Origin of the sequence: Pseudomonas putida, from assembly GCA_041071465.1 — a bacterium.
GTDB classification, from domain to species: Bacteria; Pseudomonadota; Gammaproteobacteria; order Pseudomonadales; family Pseudomonadaceae; genus Aquipseudomonas; species Aquipseudomonas putida_P.
Map to the genome: position 1 here is coordinate 4,061,624 of CP163498.1, position 22,073 is coordinate 4,083,696.

Consider the following 22,073-nt stretch of genomic DNA (forward strand, 5'->3'; position numbering starts at 1 on the left):
GCGAACCCAAGGTAGCGGCGGTGGTCCGAGTGTAAAGCCGCCGTAGGCGCCTCGCCACAAGGACGTTCCCTTTCATCCGAACAAGCCCCGACATGTTCAGACCTCTTTTCGCATTCATCGGTACGCGTTATACCCGTGCCAAACGCCGTAATCACTTCGTCTCGTTCATTTCCCTGACCTCGATGATCGGCCTCGCCCTGGGCGTGGTGGTGATGATCGTGGTGCTGTCGGTGATGAACGGTTTCGACCACGAGATGCGCACCCGCGTGTTGGGCATGATCCCCATGCCACGCTGGAGAGCGGCCAGCCCATTGCCGACTGGCCGGCCCTTGCCCAACAAGTAAAGCAGAATCCGCAGGTGGTGGCGGTTGCGCCGTTCACCCAGATGCAGGGCTTGCTGACCCATGATGGCAAGGTGCAGAAGGTGCTGCTCAACGGCATCGACCCGGCTCGCGAGCGCGAGGTGTCGATCATCGACAACTTCGTCTTGCAAGGCCGCCTGGACCAGCTGGCGCCGGGCGAGTGGGGCATCATGATCGGCGACAAGGCCGCGGCCAAGCTGGGCGTGGCCATCGGCGACAAGCTCACCTTCGTCGCCCCGGAAGTCAGCGTGACTCCCGCCGGCATGTTCCCGCGCATGAAGCGCTTCACCGTGGTGGGTACCTTCCATGTTGGCGCGGGCGAAATCGACGGCTACCTGGGCTTGACCAACATCAGCGACCTGTCCCGTCTGCACCGCTGGAAGCCCGACCAGGTACAGGGCCTGCGCCTGAAGTTCGACGACCTGTTCCAGGCGCCGCGCGTCGCCTGGAGCATTGCCCAGCAGCTGGGCGACCAGGAGTTCTACAGCCGTGACTGGACCCGTACCCACGGCAACCTGTACCAGGCGATCCGCATGGAAAAGGCCATGATCGGCCTATTGTTGCTGCTGATCGTGGCGGTGGCGGCGTTCAACATCATTTCCACCCTGGTGATGGTGGTCAACGACAAGCGCGGCGACATCGCCATCCTGCGCACCCTGGGCGCCACGCCTGGGCAGATCATGCTCATCTTCATGGTCCAGGGCACGGTGATCGGGGTGATCGGTACCCTGATCGGCGCCGTGGTCGGGATCGTCGCCGCGCTGAACGTGAGCGCGGCGATCGCCGGCATCGAGAAACTGATCGGGCACAAGTTCCTCAACGCCGACGTGTACTTCATCGATTACCTGCCGTCGCAGATCCAGGCCCAGGACGTGTACATGGTCTGCGGTGCGGCGCTGGTCCTGAGTTTCTTCGCCACCCTGTACCCGGCCTGGCGTGCGGCCCGCACCCAGCCTGCAGAGGCGCTACGTTATGAGTGAGTCGCGCATGAGTGATAAAGCCGTTCTGAGTTGCCGCAACCTGGGCAAGTCCTACGACGAGGGCCCGGAGTCGGTGCAGGTGCTGTCCGGCCTCAACCTGGAGCTGCACGCCGGTGAGCGTATCGCCATCGTCGGCAGCTCGGGCTCTGGCAAGAGCACCTTGCTCAACCTGCTGGGTGGCCTCGATCGGCCGACCCAAGGCAGCGTGTGGCTGGCGGGCGAAGAGCTGTCCGCGCTAGGCGAGCGTGCCCGTGGCCTGCTGCGCAACCGTGAGTTGGGCTTTGTCTATCAGTTTCACCACCTGCTGCCAGAGTTCACCGCCATCGAGAACGTGTGCATGCCGCTGCTGATCGGCCGCACGCCCATCCCCGAGGCCCGTGAGCGTGCCGAGGCGCTGCTCAAGCGCGTAGGCCTGGGCCACCGTTTGAACCACAAACCGGCCGAGCTGTCCGGTGGCGAGCGCCAGCGCGTGGCGATTGCCCGAGCGCTGGTCAACCGCCCTGGCCTGGTGATGCTCGACGAGCCGACCGGCAACCTCGACCACCATACCGCTCAGGGCATTCAGGAACTGATGCAGGAGCTGTCCAGCGCCTCGCGCACGGCATTCCTGGTGGTTACCCATGACCTCAACCTGGCGCGGCAGATGGACCGTGTATTGAAGCTCGACGACGGCCATCTGGTGGCGATCTGATCGACTGCTCGGGGTGGCTGGTGCCGCCCCGTTTTCCTGTTTTCATTGGGTGATTTCGTACATGTTCAGACCCTTGCCCATTTTTATCGGCGCGCGCTACACCCGAGCCAAGCGTCGCAACCACTTCATCTCGTTCATCTCGATGACGTCGATGATCGGCCTGTCGCTGGGCGTGCTGGCGATGATCGTGGTGCTGTCGGTGATGAACGGCTTTCAGCGCGAAATGAGCTCGCGCATTCTCGGGTTGGTGCCGCATGCCGCCATCCTTGGCGTGCAGCCATTGGACGATTGGCACAAGGTGGCCGACGCTGCCATGCAGAACCCGGCGGTGATGGCGGTGGCGCCGATTACCGAGATGGAAGGCATGCTGTCGTATAAAGGTGCGATGCAGCCGATTCAGGTGGGTGGTATCGACCCGGCCGAGGAGGGCAAGGTCTCGATCGTTGGCCAGCACATCGTGCAGGGCCGCTTGCAAGACCTGCAGCCAGGTGAGTTCGGTGTGGTCATCGGTGAGCTGACGGCGCGGCGTTTTCGTCTGAACACTGGCGACAAACTGACCTTGATCGTGCCGGAAATCAGCAAGGAGCCGGGTGGCATTACCCCGCGCATGCAGCGCCTGACGGTGGTCGGGATCTTCAAGGTCGGTGCCGAGCTGGATGGTTCGCAGGCCTATATCCATGTGGCTGATGCTGCCGAGATGCAACGCTGGGCGCCTGGCCAGGTGCAGGGCGTGCGCCTGAAGCTGCATGACCTGTATGCCGCGCCGCAGGTGTCCAAGGCAATTGCTGCAGGGCTCGGCGACGCCTACCGCGCCGATGACTGGTCGCACACCCAGGGCAGCCTGTTCAGCGCCATGAAAATGGAGAAGACCATGATCGGCCTGCTGCTGATGATGATCATCGCGGTGGCGGCGTTCAATATCATCGCCACCCTGGTGATGGTGGTGAACGACAAGGGGCCGGACATTGCCATCCTGCGTACCTTGGGCGCCACGCCAGCGCAGATCATGGGCACGTTCATGGTTCAGGGCAGCCTGATTGGTGTTGTCGGGACGCTGATCGGCGGCGTGCTGGGCGTGATTGCGGCGTTCAATGTCAGTCAAATCGTTGGTTGGCTGGAGCGGGTGAGCGGGCAGCACATCTTTACCTCGGATGTGTACTTCGTCAGCAGCTTGCCGTCGCAATTGCAATGGGGTGATGTGGCCATGATTTGCACGGCTGGCCTGGTGATGAGCTTCCTGGCGACCATTTACCCGGCTTACCGGGCGTCGCAGGTGCAGCCGGCGATCGGTCTGGCGGTTTGATGCTTGCCTGAAATTATGGGGCTGCAAAGCAGCCCCAATTTCACCGGCCTTCAGTGAACTCGATCACAAACCGCGTCCACCCATCCCCGCACTCTGCCCGAATGCACCCGCCATGGGCCTGCACGATCGACCGGGTAATCGCCAAGCCCAACCCCGCATGCTCACTGCTGCCTTCCCGCCGCGCCTGGTCCACTCGGTAGAAGCGGTCGAACAGTCGCGGTAACGCAGTCGGCTCGATAGCCTGCCCGGTATTGGCCACACTGATTTTCGCTCCCGGTTCCAGCGTCACCTTTATCTGCCCTCCCGCCGGGGTAAAGCGCAAGGCATTGTCCAGCAGGTTGGACAGCGCCCGGCGCAGCATATGCCGGTCGCCCTGCAGCATCGCCTCGCCTTCGCGCAGCATCCGTACGCCGCTGTCCTCGGCCAGTGGCGCGTAGTACTCCAGCAGTGCATCCACTTCGTCATGCAGCGCCAAAGGCGCTTGCCCCGGTACCAGCAGGCCGTGGTCGGCCTTGGCCAGGAACAGCATGTCGTTGATCATCTGCGCCATCCATTGCAGCTCTTCCAGGTTGCCATGCAGCGCTTCGCGGTATTCCTCGAGGCTACGTGGGCGGGTGAGGGTGACCTGGGTGTGGGTCAGCAGGTTGGAAAGCGGTGTACGCAGTTCGTGGGCGATGTCGGCTGAAAACGCTGACAGGCGTTGGAAGGCATCGTCCAGGCGCTGCAGCATCGCGTTCATCCTGCCGGCCAACTCGGCCAGCTCTTCGGGCATCTGCGCCAGCGGCAGGCGGGTGGTGAGCGAACGGGCTGACACGCTGGCGGCCACTTGGCCCATCTGCCGCAGTGGGCGCAGGCCGCTGCGGGCGGCCCAGGCGCCGAGCAGCGCAGTGGCCAGCGCCGATAGGCCGACAGTCAGCCAGATCAGCCGCTGCATGCCCTGCAGAAAATGCTGGTGGTGGGTGATGTCGAGGTACAGGGTCAGTTGCGGCGACTGCGCGGCGCCCTGCGCCAGGTGTACAGCCAGGCTGCGGTAGTCGGTGCCTTGCGCGTGCAAGGTGGCCAGCCCGGCGGGCAGCGGTGCCTGCGGTAGCCCGCTGCGGCTTTCGAACCACGTGGCGCCGTCGCTGCCGCTGATGCGCAGGGCCAGGTCGGCCTGGTGGCTCAATTCGTCGCGCAGCGCGGGCAGGCGCGCCTGCAGCTCATCCGGCGTGCTGACGCCGGCCAGTTGTGTACGGAACAGCGACAGGCGCGAGTCCAGCAGTTGTTGGTCGAGTTCGACGAAGTGCTGCTCGCTGGCCCGGCTGAAGAGCAGGCCGGCGCCCAGCGATACGGTGGCGGTGCAGGCGGCGAACAGCAGCGCCAGCCGGCTGCCCAGGGATACCCGGCGCATCATTCAGTGCGTTCTTCGAGTACGTAGCCCATGCCGCGCACTGTGTGGATCAGCTTGTTGGGGTGCGGGTCGTCGATTTTCAGGCGCAGGCGGCGGATTGCCACTTCGATCACATTGGTATCGCTGTCGAAGTTCATGTCCCACACCTGCGAGGCGATCAGCGATTTTGGCAACACCTCACCCTGGCGGCGCAGCAGCAGTTCGAGCAGGCAGAACTCCTTGGCGGTCAGGTCGATACGGGTGCCTGCGCGTTCGGCGCGGCGGCGGATCAGGTCCAGGCGCAGGTCGGCCAGGCTCAGGGTGGTGTCCTGGCTTGGGCTGGCGCCCCGGCGCAGCAGGCTGCGTACCCGGGCCAGCAGTTCGGAAAAGGCGAACGGCTTGACCAGGTAATCATCGGCGCCCAGCTCCAAGCCATGCACGCGGTCCTCGACGGCGTCGCGGGCGGTCAGGAACAGCACGGGTGTATCCAGGCCAGCCTGGCGCACGGCCTGAAGGATTTGCCAGCCGTCGCGCCCGGGCAGCATCACGTCGAGGATCAGCAGGTCGTGGTCGCCGGTCAGGGCGAGGAACTGCCCGGTCTCGCCATCGGTGGCCAACTCGGTGGCAAAGCCGGCCTCGCTCAGGCCCTGGCTCAGGTACTGGCCGGTGCGGGCCTGGTCTTCGACGATCAGCAGTTTCATGCACTGTCCATAATCTGAAGGTTGTGCCTACCCTGTGGGAGCGGGCGATGCGGTGGCTGAAATGATACGTGACGATGCGCCGGCTCGCCCAAGCTGACAAAGTTGTAATCTTCCCGTCAGGTAGCTGCCAGTCGCCCCTGACTAAGGTGGCACTCTCTCGTTGTGTATTCCCGGAGTCATCATGAAGCGCCTGTTCATTGCCGCCACCCTTGCCCTGGCCAGCCTGCCGACCTTTGCCGACGAGGCGCAAACCTTCGCCTTTGGCGAGCCGGCTGCAGCGGCCAAGGCCACCCGCACGGTCAACGTGGTGCTCAAGGACGTTGCTTTCGAGCCTAAGAGCCTGCAGGTAAAAGCCGGCGAGACCGTGCGTTTCGTGCTGGTCAACGAGGGCAAGCTGCCACACGAGTTCAACCTGGGCGACAAGGCCATGCATGCCGAACACCAGAAGGAAATGGTCGCCATGCAAGGCAAGATGTTCACCGAGGCCATGAACCACGAAGGCATGGACCACGGTCAGATGGCGAACCACGGGCAAATGATGGGTCACGGCGGTGGCCATGGCCACGGTGGTGGCAACACCGTGCTGGTAATGCCCGGCCAGCGCGCCGAGCTGACCTGGACCTTCCGTAAGTCGGCACCCATCGAGTTTGCCTGCAACGTGCCGGGGCATTACCAGGCCGGCATGGTCGGGGCATTGACCATCGAGTGACTGGCCCTGCAAGGCGGGGTGCAAAACCGGTAGACTAAGGGCAATTTCGAACCTGTAGGTCAGTTTCCATGCATCCCGCTGCCGAACACTCCCCGCTGGGCAAATCCAGCGAATACATCGCCACCTACTCCCCGGAGCAGCTGTTCCCGATCCCGCGTACTGCCAAGTGGGCCGAGCTGGGCGTCACTGCACAGACCTTGCCCTGGCAAGGCGTGGATTACTGGAACTGTTTCGAGCTGAGCTGGCTGCTGCCTTCGGGCAAGCCTGTGGTGGCGATCGGCGAGTTCGCCATCCCGGCCGATTCGCCGAACATCATCGAGTCCAAGTCGTTCAAGCTGTACCTCAACTCACTGAACCAGACAGTGTTCGCCTCGCTGGGCGAGTTGCAGGCATGCCTGGAGAAAGACCTGTCCGCCGCTGCCGGCAAGCCTGTGGGCGTGAAGGTGCGCACCTTGGCCGAAGTTGAAGCCCAGGGGGTGGTAGCGTTGCCGGGGCAGTGCATCGATGCATTGGACGTGGCCATCAGCAACTACGAGCAGCCGCAGCCAGAGCTGCTGCGCTGCAACCCGGCGCAGGTGGTGGAAGAAACCCTGCACAGCCACCTGCTCAAGTCCAATTGCCCGGTCACTGGCCAGCCGGACTGGGGCAGCGTGGTGGTCGAGTACAAGGGCAGGGCGCTGGACCACGCCAGCCTACTGACTTACCTGGTCAGCTTCCGCCAGCATGCCGACTTCCACGAACAATGCGTGGAGCGAATTTACCTGGACTTGAAGAACCTGCTGCAGCCAGAGCATTTGACGGTGTATGCGCGCTATGTGCGCCGCGGTGGGCTGGACATCAACCCGTACCGCAGTACCGGGGTAATCAAACCGGATAACAAGCGTTTGGTTCGGCAGTAAGTTCAAGGAATGCGGGGGCCGCTTTGCGGCCCCGCTACTTCAGATACCCATGCTGTGCAGCGAGTTGGCGATGCTGCGCAAGGTAGCGGTGAGGTCAGGGTGGTCGGCCTCGAAGCGCTCGATCGCCAGGTTCACCCCGTCCACCAGGTTATTGTCGGGCGTGGCTTCTTCGAGTTTCAGTTGCGCCTCGATCTGGCGCGCTTCTTCGTGCAACGCGGCCAGTTCGTCTTCCGAAAGCGGTACGTTGCGGTCCAGTTGCTCGCGCAAGCTGTTCAGGCGCTCTTGCAATTCGCGGGCAGGCATTGGCATTTCTCCATCAAGGGCTTGGCAAGCCATGGACCTCAGCGAAGCGGCAAAGGTTCTGGCCTGTCTTCAGCGTAATCCACCTGTCGCCAATTTGCATGATCCGCGTCAAAGGTGCTGTATCAGGGTTTTTCACCCTTGCGCCGGCGCTGGGCGATGTCCTGCAGGCAGGTGTCCAGCGCTTCCAGGTGGTCGATCACCGAATGCACGCCCAGGCTGAACAGCTCCAGCGTGGCCTTGCCGCGGGCCTGGTCCTGTTCCTTTGGGGTCATGCCTTGCCATTGCTCGGAGCCTCGGTCACAGAACGGGCTGCAGGCTGCCAGGCCAACCGTCCATAGCCCCGCGTTCAAGCCTGACTGCAGCAAGCGCGGGTCACCACTCACCAGCACGCAGCCGTCCAGGCGTTCGCTGTCCAGGGTCATCAGCGCCTGCCAGCAGGCGTTTGGCGCCGGCCAGCGCACGCCGTTGACCGAATGCCCTGGCAGCCAGGCGGGCAACACATGGGCCAGGCGCTTGCTTTGCGTGCTATTGAGGTCATCCAGCCAGATGCAGGGCACCTGGCGCTGGCGCAGGCTGGCGAGGGTGGCCAGAGCGCCGGGGGCGGGCGAGGGTGCGCCATTGGTGGCCTGCACCAGGCAGCCGCGCAAGCCGAACAGCACAGCAGTGAAGGCGGGTGCAGCGTCCATGGCAACTTCCCCCAAATAGTCCGCAGGCTATGCGCTGATTGTTACCGCACTGTGACATCGGTCATTGCGCAACAGTTGTTCACAAAATATTGAGCAAAAATGTGTAAAGCTGTTTATCAGCCCGCAAGCCTCTATACTGCCGCCTTGATAGCAGCGCGCCTGTCGCGCTTGCGGCCGAGAAATTCGATGGAGAAACATCTATGCGTAGGATCGGTGCCAGTGTGATCGAACGAGTCACCCAGGCCTGTGTCTGCGCCAGCATGCTGCTGGCGCCCGTGGCAGCTACCCAGGCCGCCACCGAGGAAGATCCCTGGGAAGCGGTCAACCGCCCGATCTTTCGCTTCAACGATACGGTCGACACTTATGCCCTCAAGCCATTGGCCAAGGGCTACCAGGCTGTCACCCCGCAGTTTCTTGAAGATGGCATTCACAACATCTTCCGCAACCTGGGCGACGTGACCAACCTGGCCAACAACCTGCTGCAGCTCAAGCCCCACGCGGCGGGCGTGGATACTGCGCGGTTGATCGTCAACACCACCTTTGGCCTGGGTGGCTTCTTCGATGTGGGTACCAAGATGGGCCTGCAGCGCAGCGACGAAGACTTCGGCCAGACACTGGGCTACTGGGGCGTGCCAAGCGGCCCGTACGTGGTCATTCCGCTGCTGGGCCCAAGCACCGTGCGTGACGGTGTGGCCAAGTACCCGGACACCTACACCGAACCCTACCGCTACATCGACCACGTGCCGACGCGCAACTCGATCTTCGCCCTGGACGTGATCGACACCCGCGCCAGCCTGCTCTCGGCCGAGAAGCTGATTCAGGGTGACAAGTACATCTTCATTCGCAATGCTTACCTGCAGAACCGCGAGTTCAAGGTCAAGGATGGCGAGGTCGAAGACGACTTCTAATCGGTGAGCTTGGGGCCGCTGTGCGGCTCCAGGTTCAATGCATGGCCAGAATCCGCAACCCGAACTTTTGTTGCCCGCCCGGCTGGTCGGCAATCCATACCACTTCGGTGCTGGCATGCAGCCCCTTGAGCGCCGGGTGGTCGGAGTCGATCCGTACCTCGATCCGATCCCCCACCGCAAAGCGCTGCGGCGCCTGTACCTGCATGCCGCCGCTGGACAGGTCCAGGCACACCGCCGCAATTACCAGGCCTTCGTGCAAAAGGCTGACTTCGGTATCGATACGCATGCGAATGAAGTCGCGTTTCTCGCTGTGGCTGGAGGGCGTGTGGGGCATGCTGCATCCTTCCCATCGGGTTGCGCTGGTCGACTTTCTTATAACTCCCGGTGATTTGCCCTGTAAAGAGCGACAAGGTCGACCCTTGCATGCTTGAAACCCCTGGCGGATGGGAGTACCGTCTGCGCCTTACAAGGTACCTCTGACAGTTGCCGGGCAAGTGTTCTTGTCCTACAACTCAAGTAGAGTGTGACTATAAAGAATTCCCGTAGCTGGCCGTCTGCCTTGCCGACACCGCTGCACCAACCCAAATCGGCGCCGTTCGCCCACATGCAGAAAACCAGTGCAACGCTGCTGATCATCGATGACGACGACGTGGTCCGTGCGAGCCTCGCCGCCTACCTTGAAGACAGTGGCTTCAGCGTCCTCCAGGCCGGCAATGGCCAGCAGGGGCTTCAGGTCTTCGAAGAACACCAGCCCGACCTCGTGATCTGCGATCTGCGCATGCCGCAGATGGGCGGTCTCGAGCTGATCCGCCAGGTCAGCGAGCGGGCGCCGCAGTTGCCGGTGATCGTGGTGTCCGGTGCCGGCGTCATGAGCGATGCGGTGGAAGCGTTGCGCCTGGGCGCCGCCGACTACCTGATCAAGCCGCTGGAAGACCTGGCCGTGCTCGAACATTCGGTGCGCCGTGCCCTCGACCGCTCGCGCCTGGTGCTGGAAAACCAGCGCTACCGCGACAAGCTCGAAGCGGCCAACCGTGAACTGGAGGCTAGCCTGCACCTGCTGCAGGAAGACCAGACCGCCGGTCGCCAGGTGCAGATGAACATGTTGCCGGAAAGCCCTTGGGTGGCCGGTGAATTTGCGTTCGAGCACCAAATCATTCCGTCGCTGTACCTGTCGGGTGATTTTGTCGACTACTTCCGCGTGGACGAGCGGCGCATCGCCTTCTACCTCGCCGATGTTTCCGGGCATGGCGCGTCGTCGGCCTTTGTCACGGTGCTTTTGAAATTCATGACCACGCGGCTCATGTTCGAGCTCAGGCGCAGCAAGATGCGCGAGTTCAAGCCGTCGGAAGTGCTCAGTCACATCAACCGCGGCCTGATCAATAGCAAGCTGGGCAAGCACGTAACCATGGTCGGTGGGGTGATCGACGAAGAGTCTGGTCTGTTGACCTACGCCGTCGGCGGCCACTTGCCGCTGCCCGTGCTGCATACCCCCGAGCACACTCGCTACCTGGAAGGCCGTGGCCTGCCGGTGGGGCTGTTCGATGAGGCCACCTACCAGGACTTGGTCGTGGAGCTGCCCCCGCAGTTCAGCCTCAGCCTGATGTCCGATGGCATTCTGGACCTTTTGCCGGGTGATACGCTCAAAGATAAAGAAGCCGCCTTGCCGGAAATCGTCAAGGCAGCAGGTGGCAGCCTGGATGGGCTGCGTCAACGATTTGGATTGGCTACGCTTGGGGAGATGCCGGATGATATCGCCCTATTGGTGTTGAGCAGGAACCTTCAATGAGTACCGGTAGAATCCAGTTCGCCGAGCAGAGCGGTACCTTCGTACTGAAATTCGTCGGTGAAGTGCGCCTGACCCTGTGTTCGGCGCTGGATGCGACGATCGAGAAGATTTTCACCGCGCTGAACTTCTCGGCGATTGTCATCGACCTGACCGAAACCGAAAGTATCGACAGCACCACCCTGGGCCTGCTGGCCAAGCTGTCGATTCTGTCGCGGCAAAAAGTGGGCCTGCTGCCGACCGTGGTCACCACCAACCCGGACATTTCCCGGCTGCTGCAGTCAATGGGCTTCGATCAGGTGTTCAACATCGTCGATCGACCGATACCGTGCCCCGAATGCCTGACTGACCTGCCGTCGCAGGACCAGAACGAAGATGTGGTGCGTTCCAAGGTGCTGGAGGCGCACAAGATTCTCATGGGCCTGAACGACTCCAACCGTGAAGCCTTCCATGACCTGGTCAATGCGCTGGAGCGCAGCTGATCTGTAGCCTGTCCTAGCCCTTTAGCGGGTATACGCACAAAAGGGCCGGTACAGGCTTTAGGGCCTTCTCTGGACTACTCTCGGCCGACAAACTCGGTCGCCTTACCCCCGCCTGCATCCAGCTGAAACACCCGCGCAGGCCGCCCCTGTTCATCGAAGAACACTTGCCCCAACCCTGCGCCGTTCCATAACCGCTCCCCAGCCTTGCTGTGGCTGGGCGTACGCGGCACCACTTCCATCTCGCGACGCTTGGTAAACCAGTTGAGCGGCGAGCGTGGCGCATACAGCCAGCGGTTGAGCCGATCGAGCACGTCCAGCAAGCGCCGGGGGAACTCGTTCTTGATCCCGCTGCTGGTCACCTGCCACAAATGCGGGCTGCGCTGGCGATGGCGGATCAGTACTTCATAGACGAACGAGTAATGCACATCTCCAGACAGCACCACGTAGTGCCCCGGTGTGCGCGAGTGGCGGAAGATGTTCAGGATGACCTGCGCCGCACCGCGGTGGGCCATCCAGTTCTCGGCATCCACCAGCAGCGGGTACCCCAGCCAGCTGAACACCTTCTGCACCGTTTCTATCAGCTTTACACCGAAAATTGGCGCAGGCGACACGATGATTGCTGACGGGTGGTCAAGCAGCGCTTGCTGCAGTTCGCTCAGCGCCTCCCAATCGAGCAGGCCGGATGGCTTTGCCAGGTTGCTCTCGCTACGCCAGCGACGGGTGCGGGTGTCCAGTACCAGCAGTGGTGGCTCTGTGGGCAGGCTGTACTGCCAGCCCTGAAAGCGCAGCAGCTCGCCGATCAGCTCATCCTGGTTCTGGCGGGTCAATGCCTGGCATTGCTCGATCAGTGGGTTGCACCCGTCCGGGTTGTTACCCCAGGCCTGGCAGAGCAGGTAGCCGAGCAGGGCATTGCCGATGATTCTTCGCGAGAACGGGTGGCCGTAGGCGGTTTCTTCCCATTGCGCCGAGAGGTTCCAGTCGTCGGTGATGTCATGGTCGTCAAAGATCATCAGGCAGGGCAGGTGGGCCATCACCCGCGCCACCTGGCCGAGGTTGTCGGCAAATCCCTGGACCAGCGGCAGCTCCTGTTGGTAACGGGCTTGATGCTCGTCGCTGAGCCCGCTGGGCATGCCCATGTTCACCAGCTGCCAGGGTACTGGCGACCATACCAGCAGGTACATGGCCATGACTTCGGCGAAGGTCACCAGATGGTTGTCGGCGTTGCTGGACGAGAAGATCGGCTTGCGCTTGCCGCCAAAAAAGCGTTCGCGCAGGGTGTCGTTCAGTGCTTGCGCCGGTAGCAGGTCGGCGCGGTGGTAGTAGCTGGCCGGGTGCTGGTAAAGCGCCTGGCTGTCGGCCACCACTGCGCCCTCCAGCTGCTCTTCGAACAGGCCTAGGCGCGTGATCAGGCTATGGATGGCGCGCAGCATGGGGCCGGCGACATCGTCGGCATACACCTGGTCGCCGCTCATCAGCAGCACGGCGGGGCGGTCTTCGGGCCTTGCGCAGCCCTGTAGCAGGCGGTCGGCGCAAAGCAGGCCGTCGGCCGCGGGGTGATGCGGCTTGCGGCAGGAACCGTGCAGCAAGTGGTCGAGGCGCTCGCGCAGTACCAGGTTTGGGCGCTGGGTGCCGGGGTAGAGCAGGTGCGGTGCCCAGCCTGCGATGCCCTGGCCGTTGATGATCAGGTCGTAGTCCAGCAGTTGGTTGCAGGGCAAGGGGCGGGCGAAGTGGATGTCCAGCAGATGAATGAATGCATGCTGGCCGGCCACGACCACTTGGCAATCGACCTGAGCTTCGCTGGTCGGGCAGATGAATTCGGGTTGCAGCGGTTGGGTAGCGACCAGCCAAATGGCCAGGCGCTGCGGTTCCAGGCGGCGCAGTACCGGGCCGGCGAGTACGAGGGGCAAGGAGGTAGAGGAGGTCATCGACAGCTCGGGTGGCTATACACAACTAAGGCCAGGCAAAACAAAACGGGCGGAAAATGCTGAACACTTCCCGCCCGTCGGGCAAACCAGAACTGTATCAGGCCTTTTCAGCCATCAACTTCTCCAGCTTCTCCTGGTCCCGCGCAAACTGGCGAATACCCTCGGCCAGCTTCTCGGTGCCCATGGCATCTTCATTCATTGCCCAGCGGAACTGGCTTTCGTTCAACGGCTGCTTGGCTTCACCGGCATTGCCTGGCTTCAGCACCTGCGGCAGTTCGCCCTGGTCATCGCTAAGCTGTTGCAGCAGTTCCGGGCTGATGGTCAGGCGGTCACAGCCGGCCAGTTGCTCGATCTGGCCGATATTGCGGAAGCTGGCGCCCATGACCACGGTGTTGTAGCCATTGGCCTTGTAGTAGTTGTAGATACGCGTGACCGACTGCACGCCCGGGTCCTCGGCGCCGACGTAGTCCTTGCCAGTGCTTTTTTTGTACCAGTCGTAGATACGGCCCACGAACGGCGAAATCAGAAACACGCCGGCATCGGCGCAGGCCTGGGCCTGGGCGAAGGAGAACAGCAGGGTGAGGTTGGTCTGGATGCCTTCCTTCTCCAGCTTCTCGGCGGCGCGAATGCCTTCCCAGGTGGAGGCCAGCTTGATCAGCACTCGGTCTTTTGGCACACCGGCCGCCTCGTAAAGGGCGATCAACTGGCGAGCCTTGTTCAGCAGGGCCGGCTCATCGAACGACAGGCGTGCATCAACCTCGGTGGAGATACGCCCTGGGATGACCTTGAGAATGCCCGAGCCCACGGCCACGGCAAACTTGTCGCAGGCCAGGTCGACATCACCCTTGGCGTCGGCCTTCACTTGCTTGAGCAGGTCGGCGTAGCCTGGGATGGCAGCGGCCTTTAGCAGCAAGGACGGGTTGGTGGTGGCATCGACCGGCTTCAGGCGGGTGATGGCGTCCAGGTCCCCGGTGTCGGCGACCACGGTGGTGAACTGCTTGAGTTGTTCCAGCTTGGAGGTCATGTGCGTGCTCTGTCCTGTGCATTTACTCGACATTACCCGAGCCCCGACAGCCGCTCAAGGGCCTCGGAGCCCTGCGGGCCAGCCGCGGGAGCGGGCTTGCCCGCGAAGGGCTGTACGAAGGGTGAAGTTTCGAGTCGCAAGCAAGCCTGAGGTTCCCTCGCCCTTGGGGTCACCGCCCCTGCAACAACTCCACCGCCTGATCAAACACCGCCAGCGGCTCTGCCGCCTTGTGGATGTCCGCCGACAGCAGTTGGCGGAAACGCCGCGCGCCTTTGAACCCTTGGGCCAGCCCCAGAATATGCCGGGTAACGTGGTGCATCGCGCCACCGCTTTCCATGTGCGCCACGATATAAGGCCGCAACTGCGCCAACGCCTCGCTACGGCTGACCACCGGCGCATCGCTGGCAAACAGCTGCTGGTCCACTTCGGCCAGCAGATAAGGGTTGTGATACGCCTCACGCCCTAGCATTACACCATCGAAGGTTTCAAGGTGCTTCTGGCATTCGTCCAGGGTCTTGATCCCGCCGTTGAGCACGATCTCCAGGTCCGGGAAGTCCGCCTTCAACTGCGCGGCCACGTCATAGCGCAGGGGTGGAATTTCGCGGTTTTCCTTCGGCGACAGCCCCTCCAGAATCGCGATACGCGCATGCACGGTGAAGCTCCGGCAGCCGGCCTCGCGCACCTGGCCGACGAAATCGCACAGCTCGGCGTAGCTGTCGCGGCCATTGATGCCAATGCGGTGCTTCACCGTCACCGGGGTCGACACCGCATCACGCATGGCTTTCACGCAGTCGGCCACCAACGCCGGGTGAGCCATCAGGCAGGCGCCGATCATGTTGTTCTGCACCCGGTCGCTCGGGCAGCCGACGTTCAGGTTGACCTCGTCGTAGCCAGCGTCTTCGGCCAGACGCGCGCAAGCGGCCAGGTCGGCCGGCACACTGCCGCCCAGTTGCAGGGCCAGCGGGTGCTCGGAGGCATCGTGACGCAGGAAGCGCTGGGCATCGTTGTGCAACAGGGCGCCGGTGGTGACCATTTCGGTGTAGAGCAGGGTTTGCTTGGAGAGCAGGCGCAGGAAGAACCGGCAATGGCGGTCTGTCCAGTCCATCATGGGTGCAACGCTGAAGCGGCGTGACGGCTCAGGGCGCGTGGTTTGTTGGTTTGAAGCTAATTCTAGGGCCATTCTGGTCTACGCATACTTGTGCCATTTTTCGGGTTTTTGAGGCGTTTTTGGTGTGGCAGTGGTACGGCGTACCACCGCTAGCCACGCTTGTACCACCGAAAACCATGGCAACGATCAGAGCAAGGGAAAAGGCCGATGGAACGGTCAGCTATACCGTCCAGCTCCGCCTCAAGAAAAAGGATGTCCTAGTTTACCAAGAGTCCCAGACGTTCGCCTGTAAACACGCTGCGCAGGCCCGAGCGAAGCGGCAGACGCTTCTCAAAACCCTCGATTTAGGGTGACTGACCTCCTCAGGGCGTGAAGCGGTCATTCTATGCCTTCAGGTAGTAAGCCCTGATTGAGCAGCGGATGAAGAGGGCGCGGTAGCTCCGAGGTTGGACACGCGATGCCACACACGCGTCAACGCTTATGTTAACTGTCGACCTCATACACGCTGTTAAGCACTTATCCGTCTGCATGGCATAAAGCGTCTGCGATAGCGCAGGCGCTTTTATTGGATCAACTCGAATGGCGGGGCTTAATTGCCGCCGAACACCTCAGAGACAGACGAGAGCGGATAGTGCGTTGGGTACGGGAGCGTTGCGACACCCGACTCGATCGCAGCACGTGCCACCGCATCGGATACGGCGCTGATCAGACGAGCGTCCAGCGGCTTCGGAATGATGTACTCACGACCGAACTCCAGGCCTTCGACACCGTAGGCTTCGCACACTTCCTTAGGCACTGGCAGCTTGGCCAGGTCTTTCAGGGCGATAGCAGCGGCGATCTTCATTTCTTCGTTGATGCGCTTGGCGCGAACGTCCAGGGCACCACGGAAGATGAACGGGAAGCCCAGTACGTTGTTGACCTGGTTCGGGTAGTCGGAACGACCGGTAGCCATGATCACGTCGCTGCGAGTGGCGTGCGCCAGCTCTGGCGAGATTTCCGGGTCCGGGTTCGAGCAGGCGAACACGATCGGGTTGGCCGCCATCGACTTCAGGCCTTCCGGGCTCAGCAGGTTCGGGCCGGACAGGCCTACGAACACGTCGGCACCGTCAAGGGCGTCAGCCAGGGTGCGCTTGTCGGTAGCGTGGGCGAACTGCGCCTTGTACTGGTTCAGGTCATCACGGCCAGCGTGGATCACGCCGCTGCGGTCGATCATGTAGATGTTCTCGACCTTGGCACCCATGCTCACCAGCAGCTTCATGCAAGAGATGGCTGCAGCGCCAGCCCCCAGGCAGACGATCTTGGCGTCCTCCAGCTTCTTGCCGGCGATTTCCAGGGCGTTGATCATGCCGGCGGCGGTAACGATGGCGGTACCGTGCTGGTCATCGTGGAACACCGGGATGTCGCACTGCTCGATCAAGGTGCGCTCGATTTCGAAGCACTCAGGGGCCTTGATGTCTTCAAGGTTGATGCCACCGAAGGTGATCGAAATGCGGCGAACGGTGTCGATGAACGCTTGCGGGCTTTCCGACTCGACCTCGATGTCGAACACATCGATACCGGCGAAACGCTTGAACAGAACACCCTTGCCTTCCATGACCGGCTTGGAAGCCAGTGGGCCGAGGTCACCCAGACCGAGGATGGCGGTGCCATCGGAAATCACCGCGACCAGATTGCCCTTGCCGGTGTACCTGTAGGCCAATTCAGCATCACGAGCAATTTCACGTACGGGCTCTGCAACACCTGGGCTGTAGGCCAAAGATAGGTCCCGGGCGGTGGCGGTAGGCTTCGAAAGCTCTACGCTGAGTTTTCCTGGTCGTGGCTGGGCGTGGTATTCGAGCGCGTCGTTTTTGAGACTCATTGCAGCATCCTAAAAGGGTCTGGCCCCGAGCATTCGGCTGCGCAGACTTGTTTTATTTTTATCAGGAGTTGCCGCGCAAGGACGCTACAGGTGTGCGTGGCACCCGTGTCACCCTCACGCGGCAAACGAGGTGCTTAGAAGATTCGGTCGCTTTTCGCGTAGTGTTCAACTACGTCGATCAACGCTTGGTGAACAACGCTGTGGTCTTGGGTGACCAAGGCCGTGTCCAGCTGGTTCATATACTCCAGCAGCTGGCGGTGGTTTCGTCTGGCGAAGTCAGCCTCTAGCGCTTGGTCTTCATAGATGAGCACGTATGTGCGGCAGAAACCGGCAATCAAGAACGCTGCACAGGATTGGAATGGCTCATTTTGGATGATGGCTTCGCAATGAGTATTGGCGTGCTTGAACGAATCGGTCCCTGGAAGAGCGACGGCGAATCGTTGCACCATTTCTGAAAAGTTCATGCTTGTCTAAACCTCATATCTGCACTAAGCACGGTCAGCGCGGGGAGTGAACGAAAGCCGCTGGCCACGTACCGAACTGTCTACCGCTGTCCCGTCCCACACACGCTCGCCATTTACAAAGGTGGCGACGATGCTCGACGAAAATGCGGTGTCATCGAAAGGCGTCCAGCCGCACTTGGAAAGCACCTCATCGTTGGTCACGTCGTGCGGACGATGAGGATCAACAAGAACCAGGTCAGCGGCGTAGCCTTCACGGAGGTAGCCGCGGTTGCTTACGCGGAACAGTTCAGCCGGCGCATGGCTCACGACTTCAACCAGTCTTTCGAGCGTCAGCTCTCCTTGGAACACACGCTCCAGGGCGGTTTGGAGTGCATATTGGACAAGCGGAATACCTGATGGCGCTTGGCTGTAGTTGCCTTGCTTCTCTTCAAGCAGGTGCGGCGCGTGGTCAGTCGCCAATACGTCGAGGCGGCCTTCAGCTAGCGCCCTCACGATGGCATCCCGGTCACGGGCAGTCTTGATGGCCGGGTTGCACTTGATCAAGAAACCGAGACGGTCATAGTCGTGCTCGGTGAAGTGCAGGAAATGCACACAGGTCTCAGCGGTAATGCGCTTGCTTGCGATTGGCCCTGGTTCAAACAGCTCAAGCTCTTCTGCGGTGGAGATGTGCAGCACGTGGAGCCGAGTACCGTGCTTGCGCGCCAACTCAATGGCCAGCCGAGTAGATTTGATGCATGCCTCGCGTGAACGAATCAGCGGGTGCTCTCGGGCTGGAATGTCGTCGCCGAAGCGTGCTTTGGCTTTTTCCAGTTCCGCGTTGATCATCGGGGTATCTTCACAGTGCGTGATGATCGGCACCGGGGACACACGGAAGATCTCGTTCAACACGTCTGGGTTGTCGACCAGCATGTTACCGGTCGAGGCGCCCATGAATACCTTCAGGCCGGGTGTGCTGGCCGGGTCGATGTCACGAATTGCGTCCAGGTTGTCGTTGCTTGCCCCCATGTAGAAGGCGTAGTTGACAACACTCGAGCCAGCCGCAATATCGTACTTCGCTTCCAAGGTTGCACGATCCAGCGCGGCTGGCTTGGTGTTCGGCATTTCCATGAAGCTGGTGATACCACCCGCTGCACAGGCGCGAGACTCACTGGCGATGTTAGCCTTGTGGGTCAAGCCAGGCTCCCGGAAGTGCACTTGATCATCAATCATTCCCGGTAACAACCACAGCCCAGTAGCGTCGATCAGTTCCTCTCCGGGCAGCTGTTCTAGGGCTTCGCCGATAGTATCGATGCGACCATTTCGCACTCGAAGATCACCGACCCAACGAAGTCCTTCATTGACCAGGGTTGCATTACGGATCAGCCAAGCGTTATCTCGAACGGTCATGGTTTCAGCTCCAATGTTGAGTGATACAGCACCTCTGTCGCTGCCAGGAAGTCGTCCAACCCCATCGCCTCGTGAGGGTTGTGGGACCCATGCTGGTTTCGGATGAAGATCATTGCGCTAGGGATGCCGACGTTTGCGAAAACCGCTGCGTCGTGGCCAGCACCACTAGGCGTGAGAACGCCTTTCCAACCCTTATCACGGGCTTGTCGAACGAAAACGTCCGTCCAGGGACCATGCATGGCGGCGGGGGCGGTATCGATCCGCTTGTCGAACTCGAATCGAACCTGGCGAGACGTCTCGATTGATTTGGCCTCGGCCAGCGCAGCCGAGTAAAACGCCTTGAGCGTGTCATGATGCAGGCTGCGCATTTCGAGGCTGAAGCTGACTTCGCCTGGGATACGCGAGACAGCGTGGTGGGCAGCATTTGTACCCAAGGTACCAACGGTAACCACCAGGTCGCGCTCCGCCGCGACGTATTCACTCCACAGCTCGTCAATTCGAGCAACGAGCTCACTCACGGCAAATACGGCGTCGTGGCGGTCTTCGCGCGCGACGGCCCCCGAGTGGCCGTCTTCACCTAGGCAACGGACTTGGTTATGACGGAAATTTCCGCGAATGCCGGGAACGATGCCCAGAGCTTGCCCCATACGTTCCAACGACTCGGCTTGCTCAATGTGGATTTCAAGGTAGCCGGCAAATTGCGAGCGATCGATAAGCCACTCTTGGCGACGAATTGCCTCAAGGTCTGCGCCCACCGCCTCCATGGCTTCAGCAAGCGTGCGCTTGCTAAAGCGGTTGGTAAGGCAAAGGTCCTGATCAGTCAGCCCACCAAACAGCGCTCGTGATCCGATGTACGACTTGCCGTACCAGGCGCTTTCCTCGCCTCGCAAGCCGATTACACGAATGGGTCGCGCCGTCTCTACTTTTTCCTGGTCCATTCGGCACAGGCAAAGCAGACCCGCCACAACGCCGGCCAGCCCATCGTAATTACCACCTTGCGGGACGGAATCAAGGTGCGAGCCATACCACAAAGCAGGCTCACCATTGTCGCTCTTGCGTTTGAAGATCACGTTGCCAGCGCGGTCAGGCACCACATCAAGACCATGCGTCAAAGCAAAATCGCTCAGGTAAGCGATGGTGTCGTTTTCGCCCGGGCCGTAGCTTTCACGAGTGATGCCTTCGTGGGGATCACGAGACAGTGATGCGACATCGTTGAACAGCTTTTCGGCCTGCTCACGCCATTGGGCAGTCATGGCAGGGCTCCGAAGGGTTCTGCAGGCGAGTCATCCAGAGCCCCGATCAGCGAACTAATAGAAGAAACACCTTTACGCTCACAGAAGGCCGCCAACTCACCCACCATCGTGTTCATGGTCTTGGGGTGAAGGAAGGTGGCCGTACCCACCTGAACAGCCGATGCACCGGCATAGATGAACTCCAGGGCATCATCGGCCGTGGAAATACCACCGCAACCAATGATTGGGATTTCCAGAGCCTGGGCGCACTGATAGGTCAGACGCACCATCAGCGGTCGAATAGCGGCACCTGAGATACCACCCATGAAATTCCCGAGCCTTGCACGACCACGCTCGATGTCGATGGAGAGCCCGAGCAGCGTGTTACCGACCACTACGGCATCAGCACCGGAGTCTTGCGCAGCCAGGGCAACCGGTACGACTTCACCAGCATTAGGGGTCAGTTTGACCCACAGGGGGAGGGAGGTGGCCTGCCGCATCAGTGCGACAACATTACGTGTACTTTCGGCCTGCATGCCAAACGACTGGCCGTGGGCTTCCAGGTTGGGGCAGGAAATGTTGGCTTCGATACCCGCCACACCCGGCACGTCACTCAGCCGGGCAGCCAGCTCGGCGAAGCCTTGAGCCGTTGGCGCCGAGATGCTCACGATCAGCGGTGAATCGAAATTCCGGTAGAAGGGAACGACCTTGTCGATGAACAGATCTGCACCCTTACTTGGGATACCGATCGCGTTCATCATCCCGTCCGCCAGCTCACAAACGCGTGGCATCGGGTTTCCGGTTCGCTTATCCGAAGTGATGGTCTTGGTGACCAAGGCGCCAAGCTGGTTGAAATCCAGCAGGTGGATCAGCTCCTCTGCGAAGGTACCCGAGGCTGGCATTACCGGGTTTTTCAGGCGCAGTCCGCCCACTTGTACGCTGAGATCGATCATCACACCACCTCCGCCAGGTCAAATACAGGGCCTTCAAGGCATACCCGCTTACCCACCCTGAGCCCGTCGACTTCGAATACTTCGACGCAGCACTGGCACATCCCTAGGCCACACACCATTTGCTGCTCAAGTGCCACTTGGCCTACCAGGCCAAGCTCTGCGCTGAGCTTTTTCAGCAGACGGGTCAGCCGCTTCGAGCCGCAGGTAAAGAGCGCGCTGGTCTTTTCACGAGCGATGATTTGTCTGAGCAGGTGCTCCAGTTGGTCTGGTGCACTGCTGCCGTCTTCGTCCAGGACTACCTGTACGTCGGCGCCGAGCGAGGCGAATCGCTCACGCGAAAGCAGGCTTTTTTCGCTGCGGGCACTCAGCACGGCGGTCAGTCGGATACCCAGCTGATGCGCAGCTTCCGCCAGTGGTGCGAGCGTTGCCAAGCCGACACCGCGAGCCACGATGATCATGTGATCCCAGGAAGAGTCCAGGTCAAATCCCTTACCCAGTGGGCCCAGAATCTCCAACGTTTGCGCTTCGCGGAGTGTTTCCAGGCCGTAGGTGCCTTTGCCGGTCACCTTGTACAAGAATTCGACCTGACCCTTGCTGGGGTCTGCCTTGTAGGTGCTCATTGGCCGGCGGAAGTACGGTTTGTTGTCGCCTTCGTTTGGGCACAGCAGGTTGAAGAACTGCCCCGGCAGCGACTGGCATGCAGCACCGTCGGCTTGAAGCACTAGGCGCTTGTACTCATCGTTGACCCATTCGTTGGAGATGACGACCGCCAACGTGTCGTTAGGGGGGGTGATGGCAGTGGCCTGGCAGCAACCGGAAATCACGTTCATTGTGGGTGGCCTCGCATTTGTCTAATTTTTTATACAGCATGGTCAATAGAAATTGCCGCCTCAGTGTTGAGGCGGCGGGTAACTCGGTGTTTCAGGGATTGCGTGAGTTGAATCTAC

Annotated in this window: 21 protein-coding genes and 2 pseudogenes; 9 read left to right on the forward strand and 14 right to left on the reverse strand. The window is 61.2% G+C overall.

Going from position 1 to position 22,073, the window contains the following annotated elements; translation table 11 throughout:
* Nucleotides 1–92 precede the first annotated feature (92 nt).
* The 3 genes and pseudogenes from AB5975_18715 (at nt 93) to AB5975_18725 (ending at nt 3,336) form a co-directional block, all read left to right on the forward strand.
* Nucleotides 93–1,342 (forward strand): annotated as a pseudogene (locus tag AB5975_18715) (lipoprotein-releasing ABC transporter permease subunit).
* Nucleotides 1,343–1,349: 7 nt separating this feature from the next.
* Nucleotides 1,350–2,033: a lipoprotein-releasing ABC transporter ATP-binding protein LolD gene (gene lolD, locus AB5975_18720; GenBank protein ID XDR18643.1), complete on the forward strand. Its 684-nt coding sequence runs from the start codon at nt 1,350–1,352 to the stop codon at nt 2,031–2,033.
* Nucleotides 2,034–2,094: 61 nt separating this feature from the next.
* Nucleotides 2,095–3,336: a lipoprotein-releasing ABC transporter permease subunit gene (locus AB5975_18725; GenBank protein XDR18644.1), complete on the forward strand. Its 1,242-nt coding sequence runs from the start codon at nt 2,095–2,097 to the stop codon at nt 3,334–3,336.
* Between the two features lie 40 nt (nt 3,337–3,376).
* On the opposite strand, the gene AB5975_18730 is transcribed toward AB5975_18725, so the two are convergent.
* Nucleotides 3,377–4,729 carry a heavy metal sensor histidine kinase gene (locus AB5975_18730; protein ID XDR18645.1) on the reverse strand — a complete coding sequence of 451 codons (1,353 nt, stop codon included), beginning with the start codon at nt 4,727–4,729 and terminating at the stop codon, nt 3,377–3,379.
* On the reverse strand, nt 4,726–5,406 hold the full coding sequence (gene cinR, locus AB5975_18735) for a two-component system response regulator CinR (protein XDR18646.1): 681 nt from the start codon (nt 5,404–5,406) through the stop codon (nt 4,726–4,728). Before cinR ends, AB5975_18730 begins: the two co-directional genes overlap by 4 nt.
* 181 nt (nt 5,407–5,587) lie before the next feature.
* Here cinR and AB5975_18740 point away from each other — a divergent pair, with 181 nt between their 5' ends.
* Together AB5975_18740 and queF are read left to right on the forward strand one after the other, a co-directional pair.
* The gene (locus tag AB5975_18740) at nt 5,588–6,115 is read left to right on the forward strand and encodes a cupredoxin family protein (GenBank protein ID XDR18647.1); all 528 of its coding nucleotides are present in this window, start codon (nt 5,588–5,590) and stop codon (nt 6,113–6,115) included.
* A gap of 68 nt (nt 6,116–6,183) precedes the next feature.
* Nucleotides 6,184–7,014, forward strand: a complete 831-nt coding sequence (gene queF, locus AB5975_18745) for an NADPH-dependent 7-cyano-7-deazaguanine reductase QueF (GenBank protein ID XDR18648.1) — start codon at nt 6,184–6,186, stop codon at nt 7,012–7,014.
* A gap of 39 nt (nt 7,015–7,053) precedes the next feature.
* On the opposite strand, the gene AB5975_18750 is transcribed toward queF, so the two are convergent.
* Nucleotides 7,054–7,317, reverse strand: a complete 264-nt coding sequence (locus tag AB5975_18750; GenBank protein ID XDR18649.1) for a DUF4404 family protein — start codon at nt 7,315–7,317, stop codon at nt 7,054–7,056.
* Between the two features lie 122 nt (nt 7,318–7,439).
* The gene (locus AB5975_18755; protein ID XDR18650.1) at nt 7,440–8,003 is read right to left on the reverse strand and encodes a phosphonoacetaldehyde phosphonohydrolase-related protein; all 564 of its coding nucleotides are present in this window, start codon (nt 8,001–8,003) and stop codon (nt 7,440–7,442) included.
* 200 nt (nt 8,004–8,203) lie between these two features.
* Here AB5975_18755 and AB5975_18760 point away from each other — a divergent pair, with 200 nt between their 5' ends.
* Nucleotides 8,204–8,911, forward strand: coding sequence for a VacJ family lipoprotein (locus AB5975_18760; protein ID XDR18651.1), 708 nt, complete (start codon nt 8,204–8,206; stop codon nt 8,909–8,911).
* A gap of 34 nt (nt 8,912–8,945) precedes the next feature.
* Here the strand turns inward: AB5975_18760 and AB5975_18765 are convergent, their stop codons facing one another.
* Complete coding sequence (locus tag AB5975_18765) at nt 8,946–9,245, reverse strand: PilZ domain-containing protein (GenBank protein XDR18652.1); 300 nt, start codon at nt 9,243–9,245, stop codon at nt 8,946–8,948.
* A 270-nt stretch (nt 9,246–9,515) separates the two neighbouring features.
* On the opposite strand from AB5975_18765, the gene rssB reads away from it, so the two are divergent.
* The gene (rssB, locus tag AB5975_18770) at nt 9,516–10,697 is read left to right on the forward strand and encodes a two-component system response regulator RssB (protein XDR22992.1); all 1,182 of its coding nucleotides are present in this window, start codon (nt 9,516–9,518) and stop codon (nt 10,695–10,697) included.
* On the forward strand, nt 10,694–11,176 hold the full coding sequence (gene rssC / locus AB5975_18775; protein XDR18653.1) for an anti-sigma factor antagonist RssC: 483 nt from the start codon (nt 10,694–10,696) through the stop codon (nt 11,174–11,176). Before rssB ends, rssC begins: the two co-directional genes overlap by 4 nt.
* 74 nt (nt 11,177–11,250) lie before the next feature.
* Here the strand turns inward: rssC and AB5975_18780 are convergent, their stop codons facing one another.
* The 3 genes from AB5975_18780 to dusA all read right to left on the reverse strand — a co-directional run bounded on the left by AB5975_18780 (nt 11,251) and on the right by dusA (nt 15,305).
* Nucleotides 11,251–13,101 carry an alkaline phosphatase D family protein gene (locus AB5975_18780; GenBank protein XDR18654.1) on the reverse strand — a complete coding sequence of 617 codons (1,851 nt, stop codon included), beginning with the start codon at nt 13,099–13,101 and terminating at the stop codon, nt 11,251–11,253.
* Between the two features lie 97 nt (nt 13,102–13,198).
* Nucleotides 13,199–14,125, reverse strand: coding sequence for a transaldolase (tal, locus tag AB5975_18785; GenBank protein XDR18655.1), 927 nt, complete (start codon nt 14,123–14,125; stop codon nt 13,199–13,201).
* A 169-nt stretch (nt 14,126–14,294) separates the two neighbouring features.
* Nucleotides 14,295–15,305, reverse strand: a complete 1,011-nt coding sequence (gene dusA / locus AB5975_18790) for a tRNA dihydrouridine(20/20a) synthase DusA (protein ID XDR18656.1) — start codon at nt 15,303–15,305, stop codon at nt 14,295–14,297.
* A gap of 104 nt (nt 15,306–15,409) precedes the next feature.
* On the opposite strand from dusA, the pseudogene AB5975_18795 reads away from it, so the two are divergent.
* Nucleotides 15,410–15,565: pseudogene (locus AB5975_18795) on the forward strand (site-specific integrase).
* 257 nt (nt 15,566–15,822) lie between these two features.
* Here AB5975_18795 and AB5975_18800 read toward each other — a convergent pair.
* The 6 genes from AB5975_18800 to AB5975_18825 all read right to left on the reverse strand — a co-directional run bounded on the left by AB5975_18800 (nt 15,823) and on the right by AB5975_18825 (nt 21,956).
* The gene (locus AB5975_18800; protein ID XDR18657.1) at nt 15,823–17,091 is read right to left on the reverse strand and encodes a malic enzyme-like NAD(P)-binding protein; all 1,269 of its coding nucleotides are present in this window, start codon (nt 17,089–17,091) and stop codon (nt 15,823–15,825) included.
* 134 nt (nt 17,092–17,225) lie between these two features.
* Nucleotides 17,226–17,555, reverse strand: a complete 330-nt coding sequence (locus AB5975_18805; GenBank protein XDR18658.1) for a hypothetical protein — start codon at nt 17,553–17,555, stop codon at nt 17,226–17,228.
* Nucleotides 17,556–17,579: 24 nt separating this feature from the next.
* Entirely contained in the window at nt 17,580–18,941 is a 1,362-nt protein-coding gene (locus tag AB5975_18810) for a dihydroorotase (GenBank protein XDR18659.1), read from the reverse strand.
* Entirely contained in the window at nt 18,938–20,194 is a 1,257-nt protein-coding gene (locus tag AB5975_18815) for a Zn-dependent hydrolase (protein ID XDR18660.1), read from the reverse strand. Before AB5975_18815 ends, AB5975_18810 begins: the two co-directional genes overlap by 4 nt.
* Nucleotides 20,191–21,126, reverse strand: coding sequence for a dihydroorotate dehydrogenase (locus tag AB5975_18820; protein XDR18661.1), 936 nt, complete (start codon nt 21,124–21,126; stop codon nt 20,191–20,193). Before AB5975_18820 ends, AB5975_18815 begins: the two co-directional genes overlap by 4 nt.
* On the reverse strand, nt 21,126–21,956 hold the full coding sequence (locus AB5975_18825) for a dihydroorotate dehydrogenase electron transfer subunit (protein XDR18662.1): 831 nt from the start codon (nt 21,954–21,956) through the stop codon (nt 21,126–21,128). Before AB5975_18825 ends, AB5975_18820 begins: the two co-directional genes overlap by 1 nt.
* Nucleotides 21,957–22,073 lie beyond the last annotated feature (117 nt).

Coding starts and splice junctions, on each gene's coding strand:
- lolD (XDR18643.1), top strand. CDS start 1,350: ATGAGTGATAAAGCCGTTCTGAGTTGCCGCAACCTGGGCAAGTCCTAC.
- AB5975_18725 (XDR18644.1), top strand. CDS start 2,095: ATGTTCAGACCCTTGCCCATTTTTATCGGCGCGCGCTACACCCGAGCC.
- AB5975_18730 (XDR18645.1), bottom strand. CDS start 4,729: ATGATGCGCCGGGTATCCCTGGGCAGCCGGCTGGCGCTGCTGTTCGCC.
- cinR (XDR18646.1), bottom strand. CDS start 5,406: ATGAAACTGCTGATCGTCGAAGACCAGGCCCGCACCGGCCAGTACCTG.
- AB5975_18740 (XDR18647.1), top strand. CDS start 5,588: ATGAAGCGCCTGTTCATTGCCGCCACCCTTGCCCTGGCCAGCCTGCCG.
- queF (XDR18648.1), top strand. CDS start 6,184: ATGCATCCCGCTGCCGAACACTCCCCGCTGGGCAAATCCAGCGAATAC.
- AB5975_18750 (XDR18649.1), bottom strand. CDS start 7,317: ATGCCTGCCCGCGAATTGCAAGAGCGCCTGAACAGCTTGCGCGAGCAA.
- AB5975_18755 (XDR18650.1), bottom strand. CDS start 8,003: ATGGACGCTGCACCCGCCTTCACTGCTGTGCTGTTCGGCTTGCGCGGC.
- AB5975_18760 (XDR18651.1), top strand. CDS start 8,204: ATGCGTAGGATCGGTGCCAGTGTGATCGAACGAGTCACCCAGGCCTGT.
- AB5975_18765 (XDR18652.1), bottom strand. CDS start 9,245: ATGCCCCACACGCCCTCCAGCCACAGCGAGAAACGCGACTTCATTCGC.
- rssB (XDR22992.1), top strand. CDS start 9,516: ATGCAGAAAACCAGTGCAACGCTGCTGATCATCGATGACGACGACGTG.
- rssC (XDR18653.1), top strand. CDS start 10,694: ATGAGTACCGGTAGAATCCAGTTCGCCGAGCAGAGCGGTACCTTCGTA.
- AB5975_18780 (XDR18654.1), bottom strand. CDS start 13,101: ATGACCTCCTCTACCTCCTTGCCCCTCGTACTCGCCGGCCCGGTACTG.
- tal (XDR18655.1), bottom strand. CDS start 14,125: ATGACCTCCAAGCTGGAACAACTCAAGCAGTTCACCACCGTGGTCGCC.
- dusA (XDR18656.1), bottom strand. CDS start 15,305: ATGGCCCTAGAATTAGCTTCAAACCAACAAACCACGCGCCCTGAGCCG.
- AB5975_18800 (XDR18657.1), bottom strand. CDS start 17,091: ATGAGTCTCAAAAACGACGCGCTCGAATACCACGCCCAGCCACGACCA.
- AB5975_18805 (XDR18658.1), bottom strand. CDS start 17,555: ATGAACTTTTCAGAAATGGTGCAACGATTCGCCGTCGCTCTTCCAGGG.
- AB5975_18810 (XDR18659.1), bottom strand. CDS start 18,941: ATGACCGTTCGAGATAACGCTTGGCTGATCCGTAATGCAACCCTGGTC.
- AB5975_18815 (XDR18660.1), bottom strand. CDS start 20,194: ATGACTGCCCAATGGCGTGAGCAGGCCGAAAAGCTGTTCAACGATGTC.
- AB5975_18820 (XDR18661.1), bottom strand. CDS start 21,126: ATGATCGATCTCAGCGTACAAGTGGGCGGACTGCGCCTGAAAAACCCG.
- AB5975_18825 (XDR18662.1), bottom strand. CDS start 21,956: ATGAACGTGATTTCCGGTTGCTGCCAGGCCACTGCCATCACCCCCCCT.